Here is a 22,061-nt window from a genome sequence, read left to right as displayed (position 1 = left end):
GCAATATTTGTTTTGTCAGGCGCTTGTTTTCTGCAACGCCTGTATGACTTGGTCCTTCGGTCCGTCGGCAACGATTCTGCCCTGTTCGATAACGATCAGGCGGTCGGCCAGCTCAAGCATGCTGAAGCGATGTGTCGAGACGATCAGCGTGGTGTCGCGGTCGAAGGCGACTTTGAGCTGCTTGATCAACTGGCGTTCCGATGCAAGATCCATCGAGCCCGACGGCTCGTCCAGAAAGACGATTTTCGGTTTGGTCAGCAGCAGGCGTGCGATTGCCACCGTCTGCCTCTGGCCGCCGGAAAGATTGGTGCCGCGCTCGCCGACATTCATGTCGTAGCCGCGCGGGTGGCGTGAAACGAAATCGTCGACACCGGCCGCCTTTGCCGCTTCGATGATCTGTTCGTCTGTAGCCTCGGGGCATGCCATCAGGAGGTTTTCCTTGATGGTGCCCGAGAACAGGTCGCCGGCCTGCGCAACGATGCCGACCGCGGCGCGAACCTCGGACGGGTGATACTGGCGAATGTCGATCCCATCCAGCAGCAGCTCACCGGAAGTCGGCAGGAAGAGCCGGCCGATCAGCCGCCCCATCGTCGTCTTTCCCGATCCTATGCGGCCGATGATGCCGATCCGCTCACCCGGCTTGACCGAGATATTCAGGCCGGTCAGAACCTCGTTTTCCGAGCCTGGATAGACAAACCCGACATTCCTGAACACCATCGCCCCCTTGCGGATGGGGCGGTTGACGAAGCCCACCGTGTCGGGTCGATCTTCCGGCTGAGCCATGATCGAGTTCACCATTCTCAGCGAGAGCATGGCCTGGCGAAACCGGGACAGCGTTATGGCGATCTGGCCGAGCGGCGCCACGGCCCTGCTCGCCAGCATCACCGTTCCTATGATTGCTCCTGTCGAAACATGGCCTTCCGAGAAGGCATAGGCGCCGGCCACGACCAGGGCGACGGTCACCAGCTGTTGTATGGATTGGGTGATGTTGCCCGCCGCCGCCGAAAGCTGCTTGATCTTCTCGGACGTGTTGGCGGCGTTCTTGGAGTGCTCTCCCCATTTTCGCAGCAGATAGGCCTCGGCGCGCAACGACTTGATGGTCTCCAGCGTCGAGATGGATTCGACCAGCAGGGCCTGGCGCTGCGACGCTTCGTTCATCGAGGCGGCGACGCGCTTGCCGATGCGGCGCTGGGTGATCAGGCCGACGATGACGGACATCACGAAGGCCAGCGCCGGTATGATCACCAGCCATCCGCCTATTGCATAGATCACAAGGAGGAAGACGAAGACGAATGCCGTGTCGATGAACACGCTTATGGTGTTGGAGGTGAAGAACTCCCTGACGAATTCATATTGCGTGACCCTGTTTGCGTATTCACCGGTCGAGCCGGGGCGCGCCGACAGCGACGAGTTCAGCACTTTCTCGAACAGCAGATAGGATATCCGGAGATCCGCCTTGCGCCCGGCATAGTCGATGAGGGAGGCCCTGGCCGTCTTCAAGAGCAGGTCGAACAGGATGACCGCGCCGATGCCGAGAGCCAGCACCCATAGTGTCGATATTGCCTTGTTCGGCAGGATCCTGTCGTAGACGTTCATGGTGAAGATCGGCGAGGCTATGGCCAGCAGATTGATGAACACCGCCGCCAGGACGACTTTTGAGTAGGTGCGCCAGAAAGCGCCCATCGTCCCCGTAAGCCAATGTCTCCGCTCGATCCTGGCCGCCGAGCCGACCGACATGGTCTCGGCGGCATTGGCATAGGTGATCGAGAAGGAAGCGCCGCCGCTGATGTAGCTGGCGGCCAGTTCCGATCGGCCGATCGTGGTGCGGCCGTCTTCCTGGGGCGCGGTGATATACGCATCGTCTTCGCCCAGAGCGAGCAGGGCAACCGGCAATTGGCTGACGCGAAAGACGATTGCCGGCAGGTCGATACGCCCCCTGAGAAAATCGCGGTGGTTGAACTCGGTGACTTCCAGGCCGATGCGTTCGGCAAGGTGCCTGATGTCGTCGGCCGCAATTCGCGTGTCCGAGAGCGGCACGCCGGCAAACAGCACGGTCTCCGCGCTCGGCCTGCCGAGATATCCGGCAACGGCCGAGAAGCAGGCCTTGAACGCCTCCTTGGGGGAGAGGATATTGGGTTGCTGGTTCACGATCTGCCCGTCAGGACGCTCGCTGGACCTTGCGTCGTCTTATTTCTTCCTCACCGGGGCGAGGATATCGAATGGCAGGTCGTTCTTCTGCTCCGATGGCGTCCGCGCATAGGTCTCGGTGTCCGCGGTTTCCGGTGTTGCAAACTCGGTGCGCGCATAGGCTGTCGCTTGCTTTGCCGGCTCGAGATTCATCGTTTTCAGCAACTGTCCGGTCGCGGCCAGGAGCCGGTACTGGGCAAACAGCGATGCGTAGGACGCGGTATCGGCCAGCGTTGCCGTGTTGAACCGCGTATTCTGCGCGTCGAGCACGTCGAGCAGCGAGCGCTGTCCAACCTTGAACTGCTCGCGATAGGAAGCGACCAGCTTTTCATTGGCGGCGGCCTGTTGCCTCAGGGTCTTCGCCAGATCGGCTTGCCGGAAACGGCGATCCCATGAGGTGCGAACGGCTTCCTCGATTTCGCGCAAGACCTGATGATAGGCGAGCCGCTGCTCGCTGGCGCGGCGGATCTGCTCCTGTTCATTGGCCTTGTCTATGCCGCCGCGATACAAATTCCAACGCAGCACCAGACGCGCCTGCAGGTCATTGGTGTCCCCGTCGTCGCCGTCAATGTCGGTGCCTGCCCTGGCCCGACCTTCAGCAATGACTTCAGGGCCATATTTCGCCCGGGCCGCATCCACCAGGGAAGCCGCGGCGTCGATATCGCTGGTGGCCATGTGAACGCGCGGATTGTTCTGTCGTGCCAGGCCGATCGCGTCATCCAGTGACCGCGGAAGCGCGGCGGCGACGTCACCCGGCCGCGAAGCATTGACCAGCGGCTTGCCGACGGTCTTGAAGAACCGGATCTTGGAGGCTTCCAGCTCTTCGGTCGCCTCCTGCATGCGGGCCTTGGCCGCGAACAGACGCTCCTCGGCCTGTTGGCGGTCGGCCTCGTTCAACGCCCCGCCTGAGATGCCTTGCCGGATGTCGCCGAGTATCGCCTGATGGAAACCCAGATTCTTCTTGGCTTCGGAAACGATCGAAGCCTGCAGCATGTATTCGAGGTAATCCTGGACAACGGACAGCCCGATGAATTCGGACCGTTCCAGCACCCGGAACGACGCTCCGTCGACGCGCGATGCCTGGCGGTTCAATTCCGCGCGACGCGCTCCGCTGTCGAATAATTTCTGGGTCACCACCAGATTCGCTTCCGCCGGATAGAGCGAATCGTTCTCTATCGACAGCGAGCGCCGGGACGAATTGTCGAGCCGGCGAACGCCAGCCGATCCCTCGACATCGACACTGGGAAGGTAAAGGCCTTTGGCCTGCCGCAACTCGAACTCGATTGCTTCGCGGTTTTCGATCGCCTGTCCAATCTCGGGATTGGATTCCACCGCGACAGCCATCGCCTCCTTGAGCGTAAGCGCATGAGCACCCCCGCAGGTCAGCATGGTGGCCGCCATCAAAAGACCAAGGCGCCTGCCTATGGTCGACATGTTTGTCGTATTCATTAATCCCACCCTAACGTTTCCCCAGCGTCCTTTTCAGAGCGCTAACCAAGCCAAGGCCTGCCCGTCGGTGGATTATTCACAAATTCACGAAATGTGTGAGCGATTATTGATTTAGAGGGCGCTAAATAGCCTTTTTGGGCAACAAGGCTGCGAGATGTAGCAAAAATAGCACATAACGTCGGCTCGCTGCGGTTGTATCCGGACGCCCCATTCAGTGGGGAAGCACAAAAAATCGCAGCCAGTGGGCCGATATGCCCAGAATCATGGCCGGTTCGGATAGCGGTTGTCGACAATCCAACCGGAGGTTGAACGCTTTTTCAGGCACGCCCCCCTTGGGTGCCGCGTCCAAAAAATACTCCATAGTGGCGGCCGGCTTGCGCGTCATGTCGCTCATCACGGCCAAAAGCTGGTCAGCGCGTATCTCTAATTTGCGCTCAACGCCACCATGCGGTCGAGCGCCGCGGTCAGGCCGCGAAGCGACACCGGGAAGCTCAGCGGGGTCTCGGCGTCCGTCGTGACATTGAGCTTCAGCACCGAGCCTCCCCTCAGCTTTCCAAGCGTCGGCCGATCGACGGTAAAGACGGAGACGCAACCCGTCGGCAGGCAAGTCCTGAATCGCTGCGGGGACAGTGGCGGCTGATCATCGATCTGCAGCGTCACGCCCGGATCGAGCAGGATGCCGAAGGGCAAAAGCAAGGTAGCCGTCGTCGAGCCGTCCGGGCGTGCCGCGATCTCCACGGCAAGAAGCCTCTGCCCGTTCTGCTGGACCTGGTCTTGCGCGAGCGAGCACACTCTCGCCTTCTCGCGAACCGAACAGGTCACACTCCAGTCCTGATAGACCTCACGCAGCGATGACGGTCCGTCCGGGACAGCCGCCACCTGTTGCTGGGCGGACGCCGGCGACATCAACGAGAATAGAATTGCCCCACATGCGGAGACGGCCTTCGGGCCAGGCTTCATGTGCAGACCCACTCGCGGATCTTGCATTTCTCTCCCGTCGCCTCGCAGGCCTGCAAAGCGAGATCCTCCGCTTCCCGACGGGTCTCTGCCGAGTTCACGCCCCAGGGCGTAAAACGGTTCTCCACCTTGTCCGCCACGGCGAGGGCACCGCAGTGCTTGTAGGGAAAGCCGGTCTCGTCGTCATCATTCCAATGGCGATGGTTGCGGAAGACGGTGACGACGTTGCAGGCTTTTCCGCCCGCGTTTTCGCAATATTTCTGTGCGATGTCCTTCGCTTCCTGCCGCTTGTCGGCGCCCCAGAAGAAGCCGTATTTGCTATCGGCCTGCGAATAGGCAATGGCCGCCCATATGCCTTTTTCCTCCTGTTGCGGCTCCGATGGGGCCACAAGGTCGGCTGAGACGACTTGTCCGCTCCACAACAGGGTCAAGCCCAAAACTGCCAAAGCCTGCGATCTCATGGTCGGCCATCCTTTCCTTAACCTCAATCGCTTCGCGTCCTACTTCGCCGCCGAAGCGAGGGAGATCACCACACAGCTTTTGCCCGTCGGCAGGAGAAGCGCTTCACCGGCATTGCCGCCGAGTTCGTAGACCTCGACCTGCCCGAGATGGTCGGTAATCTTGCTGCCCTGCGGCAGGATGGATGCGATGTCGGCGCAAGGGCTGGCGAATGGCGCCACCCGCACCATCGCCCCTTCGCAACCCGTGGCGGTGGGCGATGCGAAGACGATGCCGGCGGCCGGTCCGCTATAGCTTTCCGACGCATAGTCCATGCCGACAAAGGCCTGAATGGCGTGCTTGTCGGCCGCCTGATCGTTCCACAGGGATTTGACGCTGTATTTCGTGCCGTTCGTCAGAATCTGTCCGAGCGCCGGATAGACGGTCGAGCAGGCCTGCACACCGGCCTGCTTGACATGCTCGAGGAAGGGCATGTCCGGAAGCACGGGGGCCGCCGCAGTTTCTGCAGGTGCGGCCGTCGCGCCGCCGACCAGATTGGCGATCGCGGCATAGTTCCCGGCGGCGAAGCCAAGCCCCGCCACGACCAATCCCAGCAATGAATATCCGGCCACGCGTGGCCAGCGCCGCCTTGGGGGCTCGGCCCGCCTCTGCCGATCCGCCTCGACGGCCGGAGTGCGTTTCGCGGACGTGAACTGGTCCTGCTGGCTCATGGTGATGCCCCGATTATTTGAGTGGTGAAAGGGCCTCTGACAGCCCCTTGAGCGTTGCGGTCACGGTGATCGTCTGGCCGTCGACTGTCGAATAGGTGATCGCCGGTGTCGCATTCTGCGAGATCTGTCGGCGCATGACGGGGCCGACCGGCAACATGCCGACACAGACCATTTCGTTGCAGCCGTTCAGGTGCACGTCGATCGGCTGCTTCTGCCCATCGAACTTCAGCGACACCAGGCCATCGCTCCTGGCATTCGCAGCGGTGCGCAGGATCATGTAAGGCTTGCCGTCCTGTGTGGCGGCAAGCGACCAGCTGAAGGCCATCTTGCCTGATGCGTCCTCGATGATCTGCGAGACGTTGCAGACCTTCTTGCGGGCCTTGAGGTTCTCGTCGCAGATCAGCGTCCAGTTATCGAATGGGCGGATGGTGCGCTGATAGTCGCCGAGCTTCACCTCGGGCGGCACCACCACGTCCGAAGGTTTGATCCTGTAGGTCGACGCGACCTGCCCGGCGGCCGGCATGAGGCCGCCGCAGAGTGCCAGGCAGGTCAGGGCAACAAGTCCTTTCATTCCTGTCTCAGTTCAAGGTGAAGCTGATGCCGGCGCCGACACCGACATGCCCACCCGCGGCCGTGCCCGACAGATTGCCCCGGATGCGGCCGTCTTCGCTGGTGTAGCCCGCACCGAAGGCGAACGCGCCTGCGTCCCGCCACAAGCCGCCGCCCGCCGCCAAGCTCAGCTTTCCGGGCCGGTCGTCATAGCGCAGCGAGGCGGCCGCAAGGCCTATTGCGGCCGCCTGCCGCGCCTCGTCGCGGATGCCGCTGATGTCCGAATTGAGCTGGCTGAGCTTCTGGTCGGTATAGTCGTTGGCCTGCTGCAAGGTCGTGACCGCCACCTTGTCGGTGTAGTCGTTGGACGTATCGATAGCGTAGGCTACGCGGTTGTCCGTATAGCTCTTGCCCGCGGTCAGGCCCTGGTTCATCTGGTCGACGTTGACCGCATCGGTCCCTTTGACGCCGGGGCCGACATTGGAGATGACGACCGGCGCGTTGACGTCGCCGCCCTGCAACGTGATGGTGTTCGACTTGACGCCGCCCGGGGCGTCATAGGTCACCGCGTTCTCGGTAAGGTTTCCGACGCCGGCTTTCAGATCCTCGATCGCCGTATTGGTGGCGTAGAGCTGCGAGCCGTTGATCGCATCGGTGCTGTCGGAAGACACGCGGCCGGCAGCGACATTGGTGATCGTCCGCTCGGCGCCGGCGTCGCCGACGCTGACGGTTCCGGTTGGAGTCGTTCCGGCATAAGTGTAGGTCTTGCCGTTGATGACGGTGCTGGAGGTCCCGACGGCGGTCTGCGTCACCGAACCGGAACCGAGCGCCACATCGTTGGCATTGTTTGCTTGCGCGCCCTGACCGAGCGCGACGGCGCCTTGCCCAGCGGCCGTCGAGCCATGTCCCGCGGCCAGGCTGTCGGTGCCGCTCGCCACGCTCTCCGGTCCGATCGCAACGGCGTTGGTGCCGCCGGCGATGCTGTCGGCCAGCGTCGAGTTGGCGTGGAAATACTTGATGCCGCCGCCATTGCTGATGCTGGTCAGCGCATTGTCGACGGCCGTGAAGCCGTCATAGACGGTGGAATAATTGTTGCCCTGGATGTTGTAGGTCGGGCCGGTGATCGAGCCGTCGGGATTGACGGTCGTGCCGCCGCCGAACAGGTTGCTGACGTTTTGCGTCACGCCGCGCAACTGCGAAACGTTGACGCCGTCGGTGTCGGCAGAGCCCGCCGCGACATTGGTGAGCTTGCGTTCGGCCCCGGCAGAGCCAATCGACACCTCGCCGACCGACGTTTGCGGACCGGCGAGCGCAAAGGCCGTGTAGCCTGCCTGCGCGCCGACCGTGGTGATGGACTGCGCACCGAGCGCCACGCTGTTGAGGAAGGTGCTCTGAGCGCCGGCGCCGAGCGCCACCGACTGGATGCCGGACGCCAGCGAATTGGTGCCGAAGGCCAGGCCGTCGGCCAGCATGACATGGGCGTTTTGGCCGATCGCAGTTCCGCCGGGTGCGGTCTGGTCGACGATGGCGCCGTTGCCGATGCCGATGCCGTTGTCGCCGTTGACGACCGTGGTCGGACCGACCGCGACCGACTCTGCCCCGACCGCCAGCGAGTCGCCCGCCGCCGAATTGGCATGGAAATACTTGGTCGAGGTGACCGATACGGCAGCTATGGCGCCGGCGAGTTGGCGCACCGTCACCGCGTCCTGGTCCTGGGTGCCGTCGGCCACATTGGTGATCTGCCGGTACGAGGTGGCATCGCCCACCGAAACGGCACCGAGCAGCGTCTTGTCGGTGGTGTTGTACTGGATGAAGTTGGATGGGCCGGCGGGCAATTGCCCGGTAGTCGGAGCGATCGCACGATCGGAAACCGAACCCGAACCGAGCGCCACGCCGCCGTCGATGCTGGCATTGCTGTCGCGGCCGAGCGCCAGCGCGCTGTCGCCGGTCGCGGTCGCCTGGTAGCCGACGGCGGTGGAGCCGACCCCTTGTGCGAAGGAATCGGTTTGCGCCAGACCGGCCTCGTTGGTGCGGGCGTAGCGGATGCCCTCGCCATTGGCGTCGGTATAGGCGGTCGAGGTATCGCCGGCGATGTTGTTGATCGTGTTGCCGAGATCGGTCACGGAACCGCCAATGGTGCTGAGCGTGGTGCCGATGGCGTCGACGGCCTGGTTGGTGGCGGCGAGCTGCGAACCGTTGATGGCGTCGGTCGACGTCGAACTGATCCGCCCCGCGGCGACATTGGTGATGGTGCGTTCCGCACCGACCGCGCCGACGCTGACCGTCGAAGTCGGAGTGGTACCCTGGAAAGCGTAGGTCGTGCCGTTGATCACGGTGCTCGGCGTGCCGACGGCGACGTCGGTGACACTGCCCGAGCCGAGCGCCACGTCGCCTGCATTGACGGCGCTGGAGAGGGCGCCAAGCGCAATCGCATTCTGGGCGCCGGCATTCGCTCCCGCGCCGAGAGCGGCCGCATTTTGGGCGCCGGCATTCGCTCCCACGCCCACAGCGGTCGCCTGAAGGGCGGTAGCAAAGGAGTTCTGGCCGATCGCGGTGCTGGAGGTGGCTGTCGCGTTGGCATTGGCGCCGATGGCCGTACTGTACTGACCCGAGGCGTTGGAAATGTATCCCATCGCCGTTGCGTCGAGCGCCGATGCGACGGCGCCGCTGCCGAAGGCCGACGCATTGGCGTCGGATGCACTCGAATTGACACCGGCCGCGATGGCGTTCGTCCCCGTTGCGGTCGCGACGGGTCCGATCGCAACGGAGTCCGTGCCCGTCGCCGAGGAGTCCGCCGCCGTCGAGTTGGCATGGAAATACTTGATGCCGCCGCCGACATTGATGTTGTTGACGACGGCGCCAATGGCATCGACCGCCTGGTTGGTGGCGAAGAGCTGCGAGCCGTTGATCGCGTCGGTCGAGGACCCGCTGATCCGCCCCGCGGCCAGGTTGGTGATGGTGCGTTCCGCACCAGGCGCGCCGATGCTGACCGTCGAAGTCGGGTTGGTGCCCTGGAAGGCGTAGGTGGTGCCATTGACCACCCCACTGGCCGTGCCGACCGCCGTGGTGGTCACCGAGCCCGAGCCGAGCGCCACGTCGCCGGAGCTCGCCGCCGCCGTCGCGCCATCGCCAAGCGCGATATTGCCCGCGAGGCCGGCGGCACCCGCGGTCGAGCCGTTGCCCAGCGCCACGGAGCCTTGGCCGATCGCCTTGTTGTTGTTGCCGATGGCGACAGCGCCGTTGGCCATGTTGGCCGCGGTGGCGGTCGCCGTGCCGTCGCTGTTGGCTATGTTGTTGGCGCCGCCGGTGAAGGCGCCGGTGCCGCTGGCGAAGCTGGGATCGCCGATGGCGACCGCGCCGTCGCCGTAAGCAACGTTGTCCGCGCCGATTGCGACGGCCTTGCCGCCGCTTGCGTTTGCGTTGGTGCCGATGGCGACGGCGTCGACGGAGTTTGCGACCGCGTTCGTTCCGGCGGCGATCGCGTTCTGGGCACTCGCGTTCGCGGTATCGCCCATCGCCAGCGCGCTCGCGCCACTCGCCGATGCGCTAACGCCCAGCGCCGTTGCGCGCGCGAGGGTCGCACGGGCGCCATTGCCGAGCGCCACGGCGCCAACATCCGTGCCCTGGGCACCCGATCCAATCGCGACCGAGCCGATTCCACTCGACACGGCGGCATTGCCGAAAGCCAATGCGAAATTGCCTGAGGCGAGTGCGTTGGGGCCGAGCGTTGACGAGCTTATCCCCGTCGCACGGGAATTTACCCCGATTGCGACGGCGAACTGGGCCGATGCCACGCTTGTACGGCCGATCGCCGTGGCATCAGCCACGTTTGCCGTCACGTCCACGCCGATAGCGATCGCGCTCTGAGCGAGAGCCCCCGTTCCGACAGCGGAGCGTGCGCCCAGATAGATGGAATTCACGCCGCTGGCGATGGATCCCGTGCCAATGGCGGCGGCGTTAGTCTGGCTGGCCTGAGCGTTGTGGCCGATCGACGCGGTGTTGCTGACGGCGACACCAATACCGGCATTGGTTCCGATCGCGATGTTGTCGTTGCCGGTGACCAGATTGCCCGCGGAGGCGGAGAGCGTTGCGTCATAGGCAACGGCGCCGTCACCAGTGCCGAGGGCGACATTGCGCTGCCCCGTGACGCCGGAGCCAGCGCCTCTCAAGACGCTTGGGACGCCGCCGCCGACAGCGGTATTCTGTCCGCCGCTGACGAGCGTGCCTGCCGCGATGCCCACCGCGACCGAGCTGGCATTTCCGGTGGTCGAGCCGGCACCCGCACCCTGCCCGACCGCAACCGTGCTGTCGCCGATCGCCACCGCTTGCACCCCGAGTGCCGTTGAGCTGTTGCCGGTCGCCCTAGCAGCGTTGCCGACGGCGACGCCCGAGACTCCGCTGGCGTTGGCGCCGTTCCCGGCGGCGAGAGAATTGCCGCCGGTCGCCTGGCTGACCACTCCCAGCGCTATCGAATTGCCGCCGCTTGCGTTACTACCCGCTCCCATTGCGGTCGCGTTGCCGCCGGTTGCTTGGCTGGTCGATCCAACCGCGGTACCAAAGCTGTTGGCGACGGTCCCCGTGCCGAGGGCGGTCGAACTGTTCCCCGAAGCCTGGCTTACGCTGCCGATAGCGACGGAATTGCCGCCGGTCGCTTGGCTCGATACGCCAACGGCCGTCGCGGCGGCGCCAGCAGTAGCCGTGGAGCCGATGGCAGTCGCGTTCGCCCCGTTTGCGGTGCTGTTGACACCAAAAGCTGATGCTCCATCCACGAGCGCGCGGGCGTTCCCGCCTACGGCAAGAGCATTGACGCCGGTCGCGTTCGCGAAGACGCCTATGCCTATGGCGTTGAGGCCAGTGGCACTCATCGTATAGCCGATGGCGATCGAAGCATTGCCCGTTGCGGTGTTACCGGTGCCTATCGCCACGCCGTTGTCACCATTCACCTTGGCGCCAGCACCAATGGCGGTCGAGGCGGAGCCGGTGGCGCTGGTGGCACATCCGATCGCTGTGCTTTGCACCCCCGCGGAGGGAGTCGTGCAGTTCGCGGTGTTGGTCAGAACCCCGTTACCAATGGCAAGCTGCGCGAACGCCGGCTGCGGGACCATGATCCCCACCACGGCCCCGAGCATCCCGCCAACGCCCAAAGTTCCCAGCCCCAGGCGCTTGCGCCCCATACCGAGCGCACGATGCGCCATCCGCAGCACCGCCATCAGGCGGCGGCGAACCGAGCGGGAACTGACATCGGCCCCCGCGATCCAGTGCCCGGCGAAATGCGCCGCGCGACGCTGAACAAGAAGCGAGCCGTTCGAAAACTGGTTGTCGGTCATGGTTCCCTCTCCGCTGGCCGGCACGAAATGTCTGACAATTCCGCTCCACCGCAGGAAGACATGATTCCTGCCCGCGGTATTTCACGAAATTGCTGCCTTGTGAGAAAAGATCGGAGCAAACCTGCAGAGGTTAACGGCTTGTTACCTTAGCCAATGCTTTAAAACCAAGAAATAAAGCAACGACCTAAGCGCCGCCTCATCTAACCTTGGCGTTAAGCTTGCCCACCCGCAGCTGCAGCGGCGTCACCTGGCGGTATTTCTTCATCACGGTGGTAAAATGGCTCTGGCTTGAAAATCCGCAGGAATGCGCGATGTCGGCGATCGTCATGCGGCTGTCGGCAAGCAGTCTTTCAGCCAAATCCAGCCGCAGCTCGAGGACATACTGGTGCGGCGGCACCCCGAACGTCCTCGAGAAAGCCCGCATGAAGTGGTACGGCGAAAGCTCGCAAACAGCGGCCATTTCGGCAAGCGCCAGCTTGCGCGTAAAGTTCTTGTCCAGAAATTCCTGCACGCGGCGTGTGCTGCGGACCGAAAGTCCGCCTTTCGCGTTGAGCGTCGGCTGTCGCAGATTGGTTCCGGAAGCCGGTCCGGGGAAACCATCATCACCCGGCATTTTTCGGCCTCCTGACACGTCCCAGATGAGGTTCAACCGGAGGCCTTCCTCCTCGTTCCCCCGAAAAACAATTCGTGATTGATCGAAGCCGACCGGCATCGCCATTCATCGGATCGTTCCGGCCGGACGGCGAACGATGAATGTCTGCGAGACGGGATCGCGGACGGAGGATATGACACTCCCCCGCGCGGTGACCCTCCTGGGCCCGGCGCTTTCAGGAATTATGTCCAGGACAAATCGAGCTGTCCGTTCTCGATTGACGCCCCGGGAAACGCCGCTTTCCCGAGCATCGTCCGTATTTTTCATTGCCTGGCCTCAGCCGCTTGTCCGCCGCCTGAAATCCCCCTTAGCCCGACCCGGATCCAACGTAACGCACATGGCGCGGAGTGTGAATAACATCCGTACGCAAAGAAAAAATTTTGTTCGGGATAAGAAGACGGACCAGTCAACAAGGCAAGGGCTGGACCATTTCGGAACCTTCGCCGGCGCATTGGCTGACGGAGCATCAAACGAAAAACCCGCCTGTTCGGCGGGTCACTGGCGCAAATCAGCACCATGCACGAATTTATACCTTAGCTGAGGTCACCGAGTCAAGAAAAAATTCCTATCGTGAAAGCTGCCCGCGCAAAAGCTGCCACACCGAGCCCGCTGCCGCGAGGCCTCTGGTTGGCCTGAGTTCGGAGCCCTGCTTCAGGTTTGGACAATTCGACCAATTCAGCAGCCCTTCAAGGCAATGCAGAGCTACCCGATTTGCTGCCGGTCATTGCAGATCGTCGCGACGATTCTCGTACAAATCCCATGTAAGTTCCACAAACCCCAGAAGAACGTCCTCCTCGCTCCACCCGGCAGCGACCGCTGCCTGAACGATCTCACGGACGAGAGGCAGCAATTGGCGTTGGCATTCTGCCGACGTGTCCGCAACTGCGTCATCGCCGGGAGGTCCATCGAAGTTGAATTTCATCATTCAGCGCCCCCCTCGCCATCAATCAAAGTGTTTATATAACTAAATTCATCCTCCTGATATACAATAGAGGTGGTACCAAAGCATAAGAGGCTTCGGTGGGCCTGGGAAGAACAGGACGATGCCAGGCTTTATGCTTCCCCTGGGTCAGGTTTGTCCTTCTGAACAGGATCTATCGGGGTGCTTCAACCCATCGATCTCTGCGGCCGGTCGAACTCTTCAGCCAAGGCCGCATGCCACCATCCACCGAATGCACGGCACGAGCGGCTGCATTGCCTTCTGCAACCGCTCGCTGGATAGTCTCGGCATGTTGGCGACCCTGGCGACTCACTGGCCGCAAATTCTGGCGATCATCTCCGTGGTGATGGCGACGCTCGGCATCGTCCATGCCGTCATGACCAAGGAAGATGTCCGCGCCGCCACCGGCTGGGTCGGCGTGATGGTGCTGTCCCCGATTCTCGGCGTGCTGATCTATGCCGTCGCCGGCATCAACCGCATTCGCCGCGCCACGATCACCGCCCAGCGCCCGTTTGCCGATGGCGCGGTATCCGCCAAGCACGAGCGCGACGTCGCTGTCGAAGAGGCTCTGATCGTCGAGCGCTACGGGCAACGGTTCACGGGCTTGCGGACATTGGGCGACAGGGTGGCGCGGCGCGCGCTCAATCCTGGAAATGCAATCGATGTGCTGGAGACCGGCGACGAGGCCTATGCCGCCATGTGCGCGGCCATCGATGGTGCCGAGCGCAGCGTCCTGCTCGAGACCTATATTTTCGACAATGACGCCGTCGGCCTGCTCTTCGTCCAGGCGCTTGCCGGCGCCGTCCACCGAGGCGTCACCGTCCGCGTGCTGATCGATGCCGTCGGCGCCCGCTACTCGGTGCCGAGCATCCTGGGGCATTTGCGCGAGGCCAACATCCCCGCCGATGTCTTCAACGGCAACATCGTCATGGGCCTGCGCCTGCCCTACGCCAATCTGAGGACCCACCGGAAGATCCTGGTGGTCGACGGCATCGCCGCCTTCACCGGGGGCATGAACATCCGAAAAGGCTTCTCCGCCGAATTCGCCGGCTCCAACAGCGCCAGGGACACACATTTCCGGGTGACCGGTCCGATCGTCGCCGACCTCTTTTCGGTTGCCGCCGAGGACTGGCGCTTCGCCACCAACGAGGCGCTGAAAGGCGACGCCTGGCGCATCGCCCCGCTGTCGCCGTCGCCAGGCGCACCGATGATGGTGCGGGCGGTCGCTTCCGGCCCGGATGCCAGCAACGAGACCAACCACAAGCTGCTGATCGGTGCATTCTCGGTCGCCCGCAAGTCTATACGCGTGATGTCGCCCTATTTCCTGCCGGATCGGGAACTGATCAGCGCGCTGATCACCGCCGGCAGGCGCGGGGTCGAAATCGACATCGTGGTGCCGGCGGTGAACAATCTTTTCCTCGTCGACCGCGCGATGATGGCGCAGTTCGATCAGGTGCTCAAACACTATTGCCGTGTCTGGCGCACCGAGGGACCGTTCGACCATTCGAAGCTGCTTTCGATCGACGGAGTGTGGGCCTATGTCGGCTCTTCCAATCTAGACGCCCGATCGCTGCGGCTGAATTTCGAGATCGACTTGGAGGTGCTCGATGCCGGCTTTGCCAGCGAGATCGAGGCGCGGATCGGGTCGGCGATCGCCTCCGCCGTGCCGGTGACGCTGGAAGCCTTGCGAGCCCGGCCGTTTCTTATCAGGCTGTTCGACCGGGTATTGTGGCTCGGTTCACCCTATCTCTAAGGCGGAGTTGCGCTTGAGGAACTCGTCCGTCATGGAACATACGCGGAAATTGCCTATTTTCACTGTATCCGGCTTCTGAATTGATGCCAGCGAGGACGAGCAGCACAGAGATGCACAGAATTGGACGCAGCCTCCCGGCAACCATGCTTCTGTCCCTTCGTGACCGCCGGATGCAGAAAGCGAATGCCGCCGCACTCAAGACGACAGCCACCACCGGCACGCTGGTTGCCTCCTACAATGTCCACAAATGCATCGGCGTCGACAGGAAATTCGACCCGGAACGGACCATCCGCGTCATCCGCGAAATCGATCCGGATCTCATCGCGCTGCAGGAGGCCGACAATCGCTTCGGCGACCGTAATGGGCTTCTCGACCTGCCCCGGCTCGAACGGGAAACCGGCCTGGTTCCGGTGCCGATTTCGGCCACCGGCAAGGGCCATGGCTGGCATGGCAACGTCTTGCTGTTCAAGAAGGGCGTCGTTCGCGACGTGCACCAGATCAAGCTTCCGGGACTGGAGCCGCGCGGCGCGGTGGTGGCGGAGATCGACCTCGACGGAAGCCAGACGCTGCGCATCATCGCCGCCCATCTCGGCCTGCTGCGCCGCTCGCGCTCCCAGCAGGCGCGCGTCGTGCTCGACCTGATGAACAGCCCGGACGAAAGACCGACCTTGCTGCTCGGCGACCTCAACGAATGGCGACTTGGCAACCGCTCCGCTCTCAACACGCTGCATGCAACGTTCGGCCCGCAGCCGCCGGCGGTCCCCACCTTCCCGTCGAACCTGCCACTGCTGGCGCTCGACCGGATCATGGCCAACAGGCACGGCATGATTGCCGCCATTAACGCGCATGACACGCCGCTTTCGCGCGTTGCCTCCGACCACCTGCCGCTGACGGCCTTGGTGCGCCTGGAGCGGGTAGACGATAACGCCTTAATGTCTTCCGCGTCGCAAAGCGTGTAAAATTAGACGGAACGCCCAGTTCTTCCCCGAGTTAACATGTCTCGAACGCGCAGGAGGACGAGATGAAAAAGCTGATTCTGGCTTGCCTGTTGGCATTGGCCGCGACAGCGGCGATCACTGCGCCGACGCACGCGGCAAGCGTGACCATCCAGTCCGACGATGACGACCGATATTTGCCGGATGACGATTCCGATAGTGGGATCGTTATTCGCCGTCACCACCGCGATCGCTATTACGACAATCAGTATGATGGCGACCAGGACGTTCAGTATGACAATGGCGGATACCGGTACGGCGAATATCGCCGCCACCACCGGCATCACCGCTGCCACAAAGAACTGGTCAGGCACTGGCGCCACCACCACAGGGTGATCGAAGAGGTCCGCGTCTGCGGCTGATGCCGATCGTACCAACCGGCCGGCCAAAGCTGGCCGGTTTGGTCGCGTATTGGGCGCGAGAGATGATGCCGCCATGGATCAGTTGAAAACGCCCCTGCAGACTGACGCGCGGCGCGGTTCGCGCAGCTGGATGGCTGATTTTGTCGCGATTGCACTTGGCACGGTAACTCACTCTCCACCATCCCCGTCAAGCCGCAGATCACCGGCCCGCTTCCCAGGGCATGACAACCGGTTAGCGGATCCCACCATCAACCGGTCGTGGCCGGCCCCATGTTCGGGTTGGGCTTGCTCTTCGCATTCGGTGCCTCTGGACACAGCTATCGAAGGCTGGAAAATGTAGACGCGACTCCGCTGTTGGAGTTAACTCGGAACATGAGGAGGAAGGCGCTGAATCTGGAAGACATTGCCGGCCATCCGGCCCTGCATCGCTGTGTCCAGGCACAGTCGTTGGCGCTGATCGACATCTATGAAACGAGCCCGCGACTGGCTTCCATTTTCGCCACGCAGCAGCGTTGGCTGATGGGTCATGTCGGCCTTGCCATGCATTTCAGGCGCGATCCGCACGACCGCCGCAAGGAGCTGACGGTATCGCGTTTCATCGAGTTCGTACACCAGCACGCGGTGGCCAGCCGCAACACGGCGGACGCTTTCATCAAGGAGATGCTGCACTATCATGTCGCCGAGTACGTTTCGGGTGGCGACGGGCGCACGCACCCCTTGCAGCCAACGGCGGCAACCGTGCAGACTTTCACCGGCTGGGTCCTTGCTCATCTGCGGACGCTGGATCATCTCGATGGTGCCGACCGGCTGGCCAGCTTCCTGGAGCGGCCCGATATGGTTGCCAGGCTGCAGCCTCTGGTGGCGGACGGCCTGCTTGCCTCCAAGCGGGTGCGCGAGCCCAACCAGACCTTTTCCCTGTTCATCTGGCTCAACAATGGCGGTATCGTCATGGACTGGCTGATGTCGGGCATCGACCCCGATCATGCCGGCCTGGACCGGATTCCGACCAGCGTGGTGTCGATCGGAGATTTCGCCAGATGGCTCAAGCTCTCGCGGACCCACCTCGCCCGCAAGCTGCGCGCTGCCGAGGAACTCGGCAGCATCGGCTGGCTCGGCCAGCGCGGCCATTCGGTGATGTGGGTATCGAACACCTTCTACCAGGAGTACATGACCGTCCAGGCCGCCAAACTGGCCATTGTCGATGCGGCCTTCGACGCCTGTTTTCCAGCCCCGGAAGACCGCTGAAGGATCGGCGCGATCGATATCTGCCCGGACCGAGAACCTTGTCTCCTGGCGATCATAACCTGTTATAGACAGGGCGCGTCTGGACACGGGCCGTGAAGGCTGAAAATGTGATCTGCGTCTTCGTGGCCGTAAGGCTGGATCGGAGCATGGGGGGAATGACGCAGACCTTTGACCATATTGCCGGTCACCCGGCATTGCATCGCTGTGTCCGTGCCCAGGCGCAGGCGATGATCCAGGCCTATGGGACGAACCCGAGGCTTGCCTCGATATTTGCCACCCAGCAGCGCTGGTTGATGGCGCATATCTGCCTTGCCCTGCATTTCAGACGGGAGCCCGATGATTACCGCAAGCAGTTGACGGCGGCGCGTTTCATCGACGTCATCCGGGAGAATTCCGTCGCCAGCCGCAACACCGCCGACGCCTTCCTCAAGGAGATGCTGCATTACAATTTCATCGAGCACCTGCCGGCAACACAGGACGGCCGCATCCGCCCCATTCAGCCAACGATGAACACGCTGGAGACGGTTGCCGGCTGGATGATGGCGCACCTGCACACGCTGGACAGTCTCGACGGTGCGAACCGTCTGGCGACGTTTCTGGAGCGGCCCGATGCTCTCGCCAGGGTGCAGCCGCTGGTGGCCGACGGCCTGATCTCCTCCAGCCCCGTGCGCGAGCCCAGGCAGACCTTTTCGCTGTTCACCTGGCTCAACAATGGCGGCGTCGTCATTGACTGGCTGATATCGGGCGTCGATCCCGACCATGCCGGCCTCGCTGAAATACCGACCGGCGTCGTCTCGATCGGCGATTTCGCCAAATGGCTCAAGCTGTCGCGAACCCACCTGGCACGCAAACTGCGGGATGCCGAAGACCTCGGCAGCGTTGGCTGGCTTGGCCAGCGCGGCAATTCGGTGATGTGGGTGTCGGGCGATTTCTACCGGGAATACATGACCGCCCAGGCCGTCAAGCTGGCTATCATCGATGCCGCGTTCGTCAAGGCCTTCGACTCGCCGGCAGGCAGCTGACCGGTGCGGCATCCCCCGTGCGGGGATGCCCAAGCCGGCGAGCCTTTCAGTCGATATCGAATGACACGCCCTGGGCGAGCGGCAGCGCCTTGGAATAGTTCACCGTGTTGGTGGCGCGCCGCATATAGGCCTTCCATGCGTCGGAGCCGCTCTCGCGGCCGCCCCCGGTTTCCTTTTCGCCGCCAAAGGCACCGCCGATCTCGGCGCCCGAGGTACCGATATTGACATTGGCAATGCCGCAATCCGATCCGTCGACACCCAGGAAACGCTCGGATTCCTGCAGGTCTCGGGTGAAGATCGACGAGGACAGGCCTGCCCCCACGGCATTGTGCTCGTCGAGCACCGCGTCGAAATCCGAATATTTCATCACGTAGAGGATCGGTGCGAAGGTCTCTTCCGTGACCGGTGACACCTGGCTTGGCATTTCGACCAGCGCCGGGTGCACGTAGTACGCATCCGGATGGCCGTTCTCGACCCGCGTGCCGCCGGTCACCTTGCCGCCATGGGCAGCGGCTTCCTTCAGCGCCTTCTGCATGGCGTCGAAGGCCGCCTTGTCGATCAGCGGCCCGACCAGCGAGGAGGTCTCCAGCGGATTGCCGACAGACACACTCTCGTAAGCCTTCTTGAGGCGCGGAACCAAGGCGTCGTAGACGCTGTCATGCACGAACAGGCGCCGCAGCGTCGTGCAGCGCTGGCCGGCCGTGCCCATCGCTCCAAACGCAATCGCGCGCAGCGCCATGTCGAGATCGGCGGTCGGGCAGACGATGCCGGCATTGTTGCCGCCGAGTTCCAGCACCGCGCGCGCAAAGCGCTTGGCCAGCCGCGGGCCGACGTCGCGGCCCATGCGGGTCGAGCCGGTTGCCGAAACCAGCGGCACTTTGGGGTGATCGACCAGGATCTCGCCGACGGCGCGGTCGCCGATCAGCACCGGCGCCAGGCCATCAGGTGCGTCCGCGCCGAAGCGCTCGACCGCACGCTTGAAGATAGCCTCGCAGGCAAGTGCGGTCAGCGGCGTCTTTTCCGACGGCTTCCACACCACTGCGTCGCCGCAGACCAGTGCCAGGGCTGCATTCCACGACCACACAGCCACCGGGAAGTTGAAGGCGGAAATGACGCCGACGACGCCGAGCGGATGCCAGGTTTCCATCATCCGATGGCCCGGGCGCTCGGTGGCGATGGTCAGGCCGTACAATTGCCGGGAGAGGCCTACAGCGAAATCGCAGATGTCGATCATCTCCTGCACTTCGCCGAGCCCCTCGGACGGGATCTTGCCGACCTCGATCGAGACCAGCCGGCCAAGCTCGGCCTTGTGCGCGCGCAGCTCCTCGCCGAGCAGCCGCACCAGTTCGCCACGCCGCGGGCCGGGCACCATGCGCCAGGCCTGGAAGGCCTTGTGCGCGGCATCGATGGTCTTAGCCGCTTCGGCCGGCGAGATCGTCCTCAGCGCCGCGATCTGCTCGCCCGTCACCGGGCTGCGCACGATCAGGTCGCCGCCGACAAGCGTCTCCTTGGCCACACCCAGTTTCGCCAGCAGTTCGGTCGTTTCCTTGCCTATCGTCATTCTTGTCCCTTTCAGATCCAGTCGCTCATAATGCATGTCGCCCAAAAGTGCCCCGGTTTTGGAACAACGACATGCACAAAAGGCATGCCGGTCAAAGCCTGGCGTCATGCTGCCCGCGTGCACAAAGGCACCTCAGGCACGATCATCGCGTGGCATTACTCGTTTCAAGGGAAAATCACCACCCCGGCATGGTCTAAGCCCAAACTGCACGATTGAGCCAGATGGGGCAGATGGCGCTCAGTTTGCCTTCTTGGCCGCTGGGCGTACCGCACCGTCCCTGATCAGCCGGTCGATATGCATGCGGATATGTGCCGCTTCCGCCGCCGTGTTTGCAAGCGCTATGGCGCGGTCGAAGGCGACGCGCGCCTCGTCGCCCCGGTCGAGCTGCATCAAGAGGCCCCCCTTGAGGCCGAAAAAATGGAAATAGCCGGAAAGCCGTTCTTCCAGCGGCTCGATCATGGCCAGCGCCTCTGCCGGTCCACGCACCTTCGAGACCGCGACGGCCCGGTTGAGTGTGACCACCGGCGACGGCTGCATCTGCTCCAGCAAGCGATAGAGCAGGTCGATCTCGTTCCAGTCGGTATCCTCGGCCCTTTCGGCCCGCGCGTGCAATGCGGCAATCGCCGCTTGCACCTGGTAGGGGCCGGGCTTGCGATGGCGTAGCGCCTTGTCGACCAGCGCCAGCCCCTCATCGATCATCTTGCGGCTCCACAGGCTGCGATCCTGGTCTTCGAGCAGCACGATCTCGCCGCTCTCGTCGAAACGGGCCGGTGCGCGCGCATGCTGCAGAAGCAACAGCGCCGTCAGCCCCATGATCTCCGCCTCGGTCTGGAACAACCGCAGCAGGAGCCGTGCCAGCCGGATCGCCTCCTCGCACAGCGGTGCGCGGGCCGGCGCCTCGCCGCTGTTGGTCGAATAGCCCTCGTTGAAGACCAAGTAGACCATGGCGGCGACGGCGGCGAGCCGTTCCGACCGCTCGACCGCGCCCGGCGTCTCGAACGGCACGCCGGCGTCCGCAATGCGCGCCTTGGCGCGAGTGATGCGCTGCTCCATGGCGCTTTCGCCAACCAGGAAGGCGCGCGCGATCTGCTTGACCGTAAGACCGGAGACGATGCGCAGCGCCACCGCGATCTGCTGCGTTGCCGGCAGATCAGGATGGCAGCAGATGAACAGCAGCCGCAATATGTCGTCGCGGTAGTGCGCCCCGTCCAGCCGCTCTGCGATATCGCTCTCGGCGTCCTCCAGATCCGAAACCTGGTCTTCCTCCGGCATCGGCGCCTGCTTGGCGCGCTTGCGCACCGCATCGATGCCGCTGTTGCGGCCGACGAAGATCAGCCACGCCGCCGGGTCGCGCGGCGGCCCGTTCTGCGGCCAGTTCTTCAGCGCCCTGAGGCACGCGTCCTGGAAAGCTTCCTCCGCCGTATCGAGATCGCGGAAATAACGCAGCAGCGCACCCATCGCCTGCGGGCGGGCGGCGCTGATCGCGGAGCTGATCCAGGCCATTTCGGTCATGCGGAAACCTTGGCGGGATTGAAGATCGAGACCGGCCGGATCTCATAGGAGCCGCCGCTCGGGTTGACTTCGGAAAGCTCGCGGGCGAACTCCACCGCCTCGTCGAGATCGGCGCATTCGAGCGTGTAGAAGCCGAGGAACTGTTCCTTGGTCTCGGCGAACGGCCCGTCGATGACGACTGATTCGCCCTTGACCTTTCTCAGGGTCGTCGCGGCGGTCGTCGGCAGAAGCCGTGCCACCGGGCCGAGCCGACCAGCCTTGGCGTACTTGTCCTGAACGTCGAGGAGATTGGCCATGACCTCATCGTCCTGTGCCTTGCTCCAGGAGCAGACGACATCTTCGGAGGCATAGCAGAGGATTGCGTAGAGCATGGCTGGTCCT

General features: G+C 63.3%; 17 protein-coding genes. 5 read left to right on the top strand and 12 right to left on the bottom strand.

Annotated features, from left to right (window positions below; all coding sequences use genetic code 11):
• Positions 1 to 15: 15 nt before the first annotated feature.
• The 9 genes from EJ079_RS15760 to EJ079_RS15715 all read right to left on the bottom strand — a co-directional run bounded on the left by EJ079_RS15760 (position 16) and on the right by EJ079_RS15715 (position 13,215).
• Positions 16 to 2,148, bottom strand: a complete 2,133-nt coding sequence (locus EJ079_RS15760; protein WP_127271964.1) for a type I secretion system permease/ATPase — start codon at positions 2,146 to 2,148, stop codon at positions 16 to 18.
• 39 nt (positions 2,149 to 2,187) lie between these two features.
• Positions 2,188 to 3,636: a TolC family protein gene (locus EJ079_RS15755; RefSeq protein WP_127809450.1), complete on the bottom strand. Its 1,449-nt coding sequence runs from the start codon at positions 3,634 to 3,636 to the stop codon at positions 2,188 to 2,190.
• A gap of 423 nt (positions 3,637 to 4,059) precedes the next feature.
• Complete coding sequence (locus EJ079_RS15750; RefSeq protein ID WP_245481874.1) at positions 4,060 to 4,596, bottom strand: invasion associated locus B family protein; 537 nt, start codon at positions 4,594 to 4,596, stop codon at positions 4,060 to 4,062.
• Positions 4,593 to 5,054 (bottom strand): DUF4189 domain-containing protein, encoded by a 462-nt coding sequence (locus EJ079_RS15745; protein WP_127809449.1) that lies wholly within the window; start codon positions 5,052 to 5,054, stop codon positions 4,593 to 4,595. Before EJ079_RS15745 ends, EJ079_RS15750 begins: the two co-directional genes overlap by 4 nt.
• 39 nt (positions 5,055 to 5,093) lie before the next feature.
• Complete coding sequence (locus EJ079_RS15740) at positions 5,094 to 5,762, bottom strand: hypothetical protein (protein ID WP_127809448.1); 669 nt, start codon at positions 5,760 to 5,762, stop codon at positions 5,094 to 5,096.
• 13 nt (positions 5,763 to 5,775) lie between these two features.
• Complete coding sequence (locus EJ079_RS15735) at positions 5,776 to 6,333, bottom strand: invasion associated locus B family protein (RefSeq protein ID WP_127809447.1); 558 nt, start codon at positions 6,331 to 6,333, stop codon at positions 5,776 to 5,778.
• A 7-nt stretch (positions 6,334 to 6,340) separates the two neighbouring features.
• Complete coding sequence (locus EJ079_RS15730) at positions 6,341 to 11,638, bottom strand: YadA-like family protein (RefSeq protein ID WP_127809446.1); 5,298 nt, start codon at positions 11,636 to 11,638, stop codon at positions 6,341 to 6,343.
• A 196-nt stretch (positions 11,639 to 11,834) separates the two neighbouring features.
• Positions 11,835 to 12,356, bottom strand: coding sequence for an AraC family transcriptional regulator (locus tag EJ079_RS15725; RefSeq protein WP_127809445.1), 522 nt, complete (start codon positions 12,354 to 12,356; stop codon positions 11,835 to 11,837).
• Between the two features lie 655 nt (positions 12,357 to 13,011).
• A complete protein-coding gene (locus tag EJ079_RS15715) occupies positions 13,012 to 13,215 on the bottom strand; it encodes a hypothetical protein (RefSeq protein WP_164749109.1) in 204 nt (67 codons plus the stop codon).
• Between the two features lie 304 nt (positions 13,216 to 13,519).
• Here EJ079_RS15715 and EJ079_RS15710 point away from each other — a divergent pair, with 304 nt between their 5' ends.
• From EJ079_RS15710 to EJ079_RS15690, 5 genes are all read left to right on the top strand, one after another.
• Complete coding sequence (locus EJ079_RS15710; RefSeq protein WP_127809444.1) at positions 13,520 to 14,983, top strand: phosphatidylserine/phosphatidylglycerophosphate/cardiolipin synthase family protein; 1,464 nt, start codon at positions 13,520 to 13,522, stop codon at positions 14,981 to 14,983.
• A gap of 110 nt (positions 14,984 to 15,093) precedes the next feature.
• Positions 15,094 to 15,942 carry an endonuclease/exonuclease/phosphatase family protein gene (locus tag EJ079_RS15705; protein ID WP_127809443.1) on the top strand — a complete coding sequence of 283 codons (849 nt, stop codon included), beginning with the start codon at positions 15,094 to 15,096 and terminating at the stop codon, positions 15,940 to 15,942.
• A gap of 62 nt (positions 15,943 to 16,004) precedes the next feature.
• The gene (locus EJ079_RS15700; RefSeq protein ID WP_127809442.1) at positions 16,005 to 16,340 is read left to right on the top strand and encodes a hypothetical protein; all 336 of its coding nucleotides are present in this window, start codon (positions 16,005 to 16,007) and stop codon (positions 16,338 to 16,340) included.
• A 372-nt stretch (positions 16,341 to 16,712) separates the two neighbouring features.
• Entirely contained in the window at positions 16,713 to 17,585 is an 873-nt protein-coding gene (locus tag EJ079_RS15695; RefSeq protein ID WP_127809441.1) for a hypothetical protein, read from the top strand.
• A 155-nt stretch (positions 17,586 to 17,740) separates the two neighbouring features.
• The gene (locus EJ079_RS15690) at positions 17,741 to 18,607 is read left to right on the top strand and encodes a hypothetical protein (protein ID WP_127809440.1); all 867 of its coding nucleotides are present in this window, start codon (positions 17,741 to 17,743) and stop codon (positions 18,605 to 18,607) included.
• 46 nt (positions 18,608 to 18,653) lie between these two features.
• Here the strand turns inward: EJ079_RS15690 and EJ079_RS15685 are convergent, their stop codons facing one another.
• From EJ079_RS15685 to EJ079_RS15675, 3 genes are all read right to left on the bottom strand, one after another.
• Positions 18,654 to 20,189 (bottom strand): aldehyde dehydrogenase family protein, encoded by a 1,536-nt coding sequence (locus EJ079_RS15685; RefSeq protein ID WP_174800350.1) that lies wholly within the window; start codon positions 20,187 to 20,189, stop codon positions 18,654 to 18,656.
• A gap of 216 nt (positions 20,190 to 20,405) precedes the next feature.
• Positions 20,406 to 21,680, bottom strand: coding sequence for an RNA polymerase sigma factor (locus EJ079_RS15680; protein WP_127809438.1), 1,275 nt, complete (start codon positions 21,678 to 21,680; stop codon positions 20,406 to 20,408).
• On the bottom strand, positions 21,677 to 22,051 hold the full coding sequence (locus EJ079_RS15675) for a YciI family protein (protein WP_127270092.1): 375 nt from the start codon (positions 22,049 to 22,051) through the stop codon (positions 21,677 to 21,679). The genes EJ079_RS15680 and EJ079_RS15675 overlap by 4 nt, the downstream gene beginning before the upstream one ends.
• Positions 22,052 to 22,061 lie beyond the last annotated feature (10 nt).

The sequence above is a fragment of the Mesorhizobium sp. M7A.F.Ce.TU.012.03.2.1 genome, from assembly GCF_004006095.1.
Taxonomy (GTDB): domain Bacteria; phylum Pseudomonadota; class Alphaproteobacteria; order Rhizobiales; family Rhizobiaceae; genus Mesorhizobium.
The sequence above is the reverse complement of the archived record's forward strand: the minus strand, read 5'-3'. Positions and strand labels throughout refer to the sequence as shown.

Excerpts from the sequence above, each read along its gene's own strand:
- EJ079_RS15755 (WP_127809450.1), bottom strand. The coding sequence starts at position 3,636 with ATGAATACGACAAACATGTCGACCATAGGCAGGCGCCTTGGTCTTTTG.
- EJ079_RS15750 (WP_245481874.1), bottom strand. The coding sequence starts at position 4,596 with ATGAAGCCTGGCCCGAAGGCCGTCTCCGCATGTGGGGCAATTCTATTC.
- EJ079_RS15745 (WP_127809449.1), bottom strand. The coding sequence starts at position 5,054 with ATGAGATCGCAGGCTTTGGCAGTTTTGGGCTTGACCCTGTTGTGGAGC.
- EJ079_RS15740 (WP_127809448.1), bottom strand. The coding sequence starts at position 5,762 with ATGAGCCAGCAGGACCAGTTCACGTCCGCGAAACGCACTCCGGCCGTC.
- EJ079_RS15735 (WP_127809447.1), bottom strand. The coding sequence starts at position 6,333 with ATGAAAGGACTTGTTGCCCTGACCTGCCTGGCACTCTGCGGCGGCCTC.
- EJ079_RS15730 (WP_127809446.1), bottom strand. The coding sequence starts at position 11,638 with ATGACCGACAACCAGTTTTCGAACGGCTCGCTTCTTGTTCAGCGTCGC.
- EJ079_RS15725 (WP_127809445.1), bottom strand. The coding sequence starts at position 12,356 with ATGGCGATGCCGGTCGGCTTCGATCAATCACGAATTGTTTTTCGGGGG.
- EJ079_RS15715 (WP_164749109.1), bottom strand. The coding sequence starts at position 13,215 with ATGATGAAATTCAACTTCGATGGACCTCCCGGCGATGACGCAGTTGCG.
- EJ079_RS15710 (WP_127809444.1), top strand. The coding sequence starts at position 13,520 with ATGTTGGCGACCCTGGCGACTCACTGGCCGCAAATTCTGGCGATCATC.
- EJ079_RS15705 (WP_127809443.1), top strand. The coding sequence starts at position 15,094 with ATGCACAGAATTGGACGCAGCCTCCCGGCAACCATGCTTCTGTCCCTT.
- EJ079_RS15700 (WP_127809442.1), top strand. The coding sequence starts at position 16,005 with ATGAAAAAGCTGATTCTGGCTTGCCTGTTGGCATTGGCCGCGACAGCG.
- EJ079_RS15695 (WP_127809441.1), top strand. The coding sequence starts at position 16,713 with ATGAGGAGGAAGGCGCTGAATCTGGAAGACATTGCCGGCCATCCGGCC.
- EJ079_RS15690 (WP_127809440.1), top strand. The coding sequence starts at position 17,741 with ATGACGCAGACCTTTGACCATATTGCCGGTCACCCGGCATTGCATCGC.
- EJ079_RS15680 (WP_127809438.1), bottom strand. The coding sequence starts at position 21,680 with ATGACCGAAATGGCCTGGATCAGCTCCGCGATCAGCGCCGCCCGCCCG.
- EJ079_RS15675 (WP_127270092.1), bottom strand. The coding sequence starts at position 22,051 with ATGCTCTACGCAATCCTCTGCTATGCCTCCGAAGATGTCGTCTGCTCC.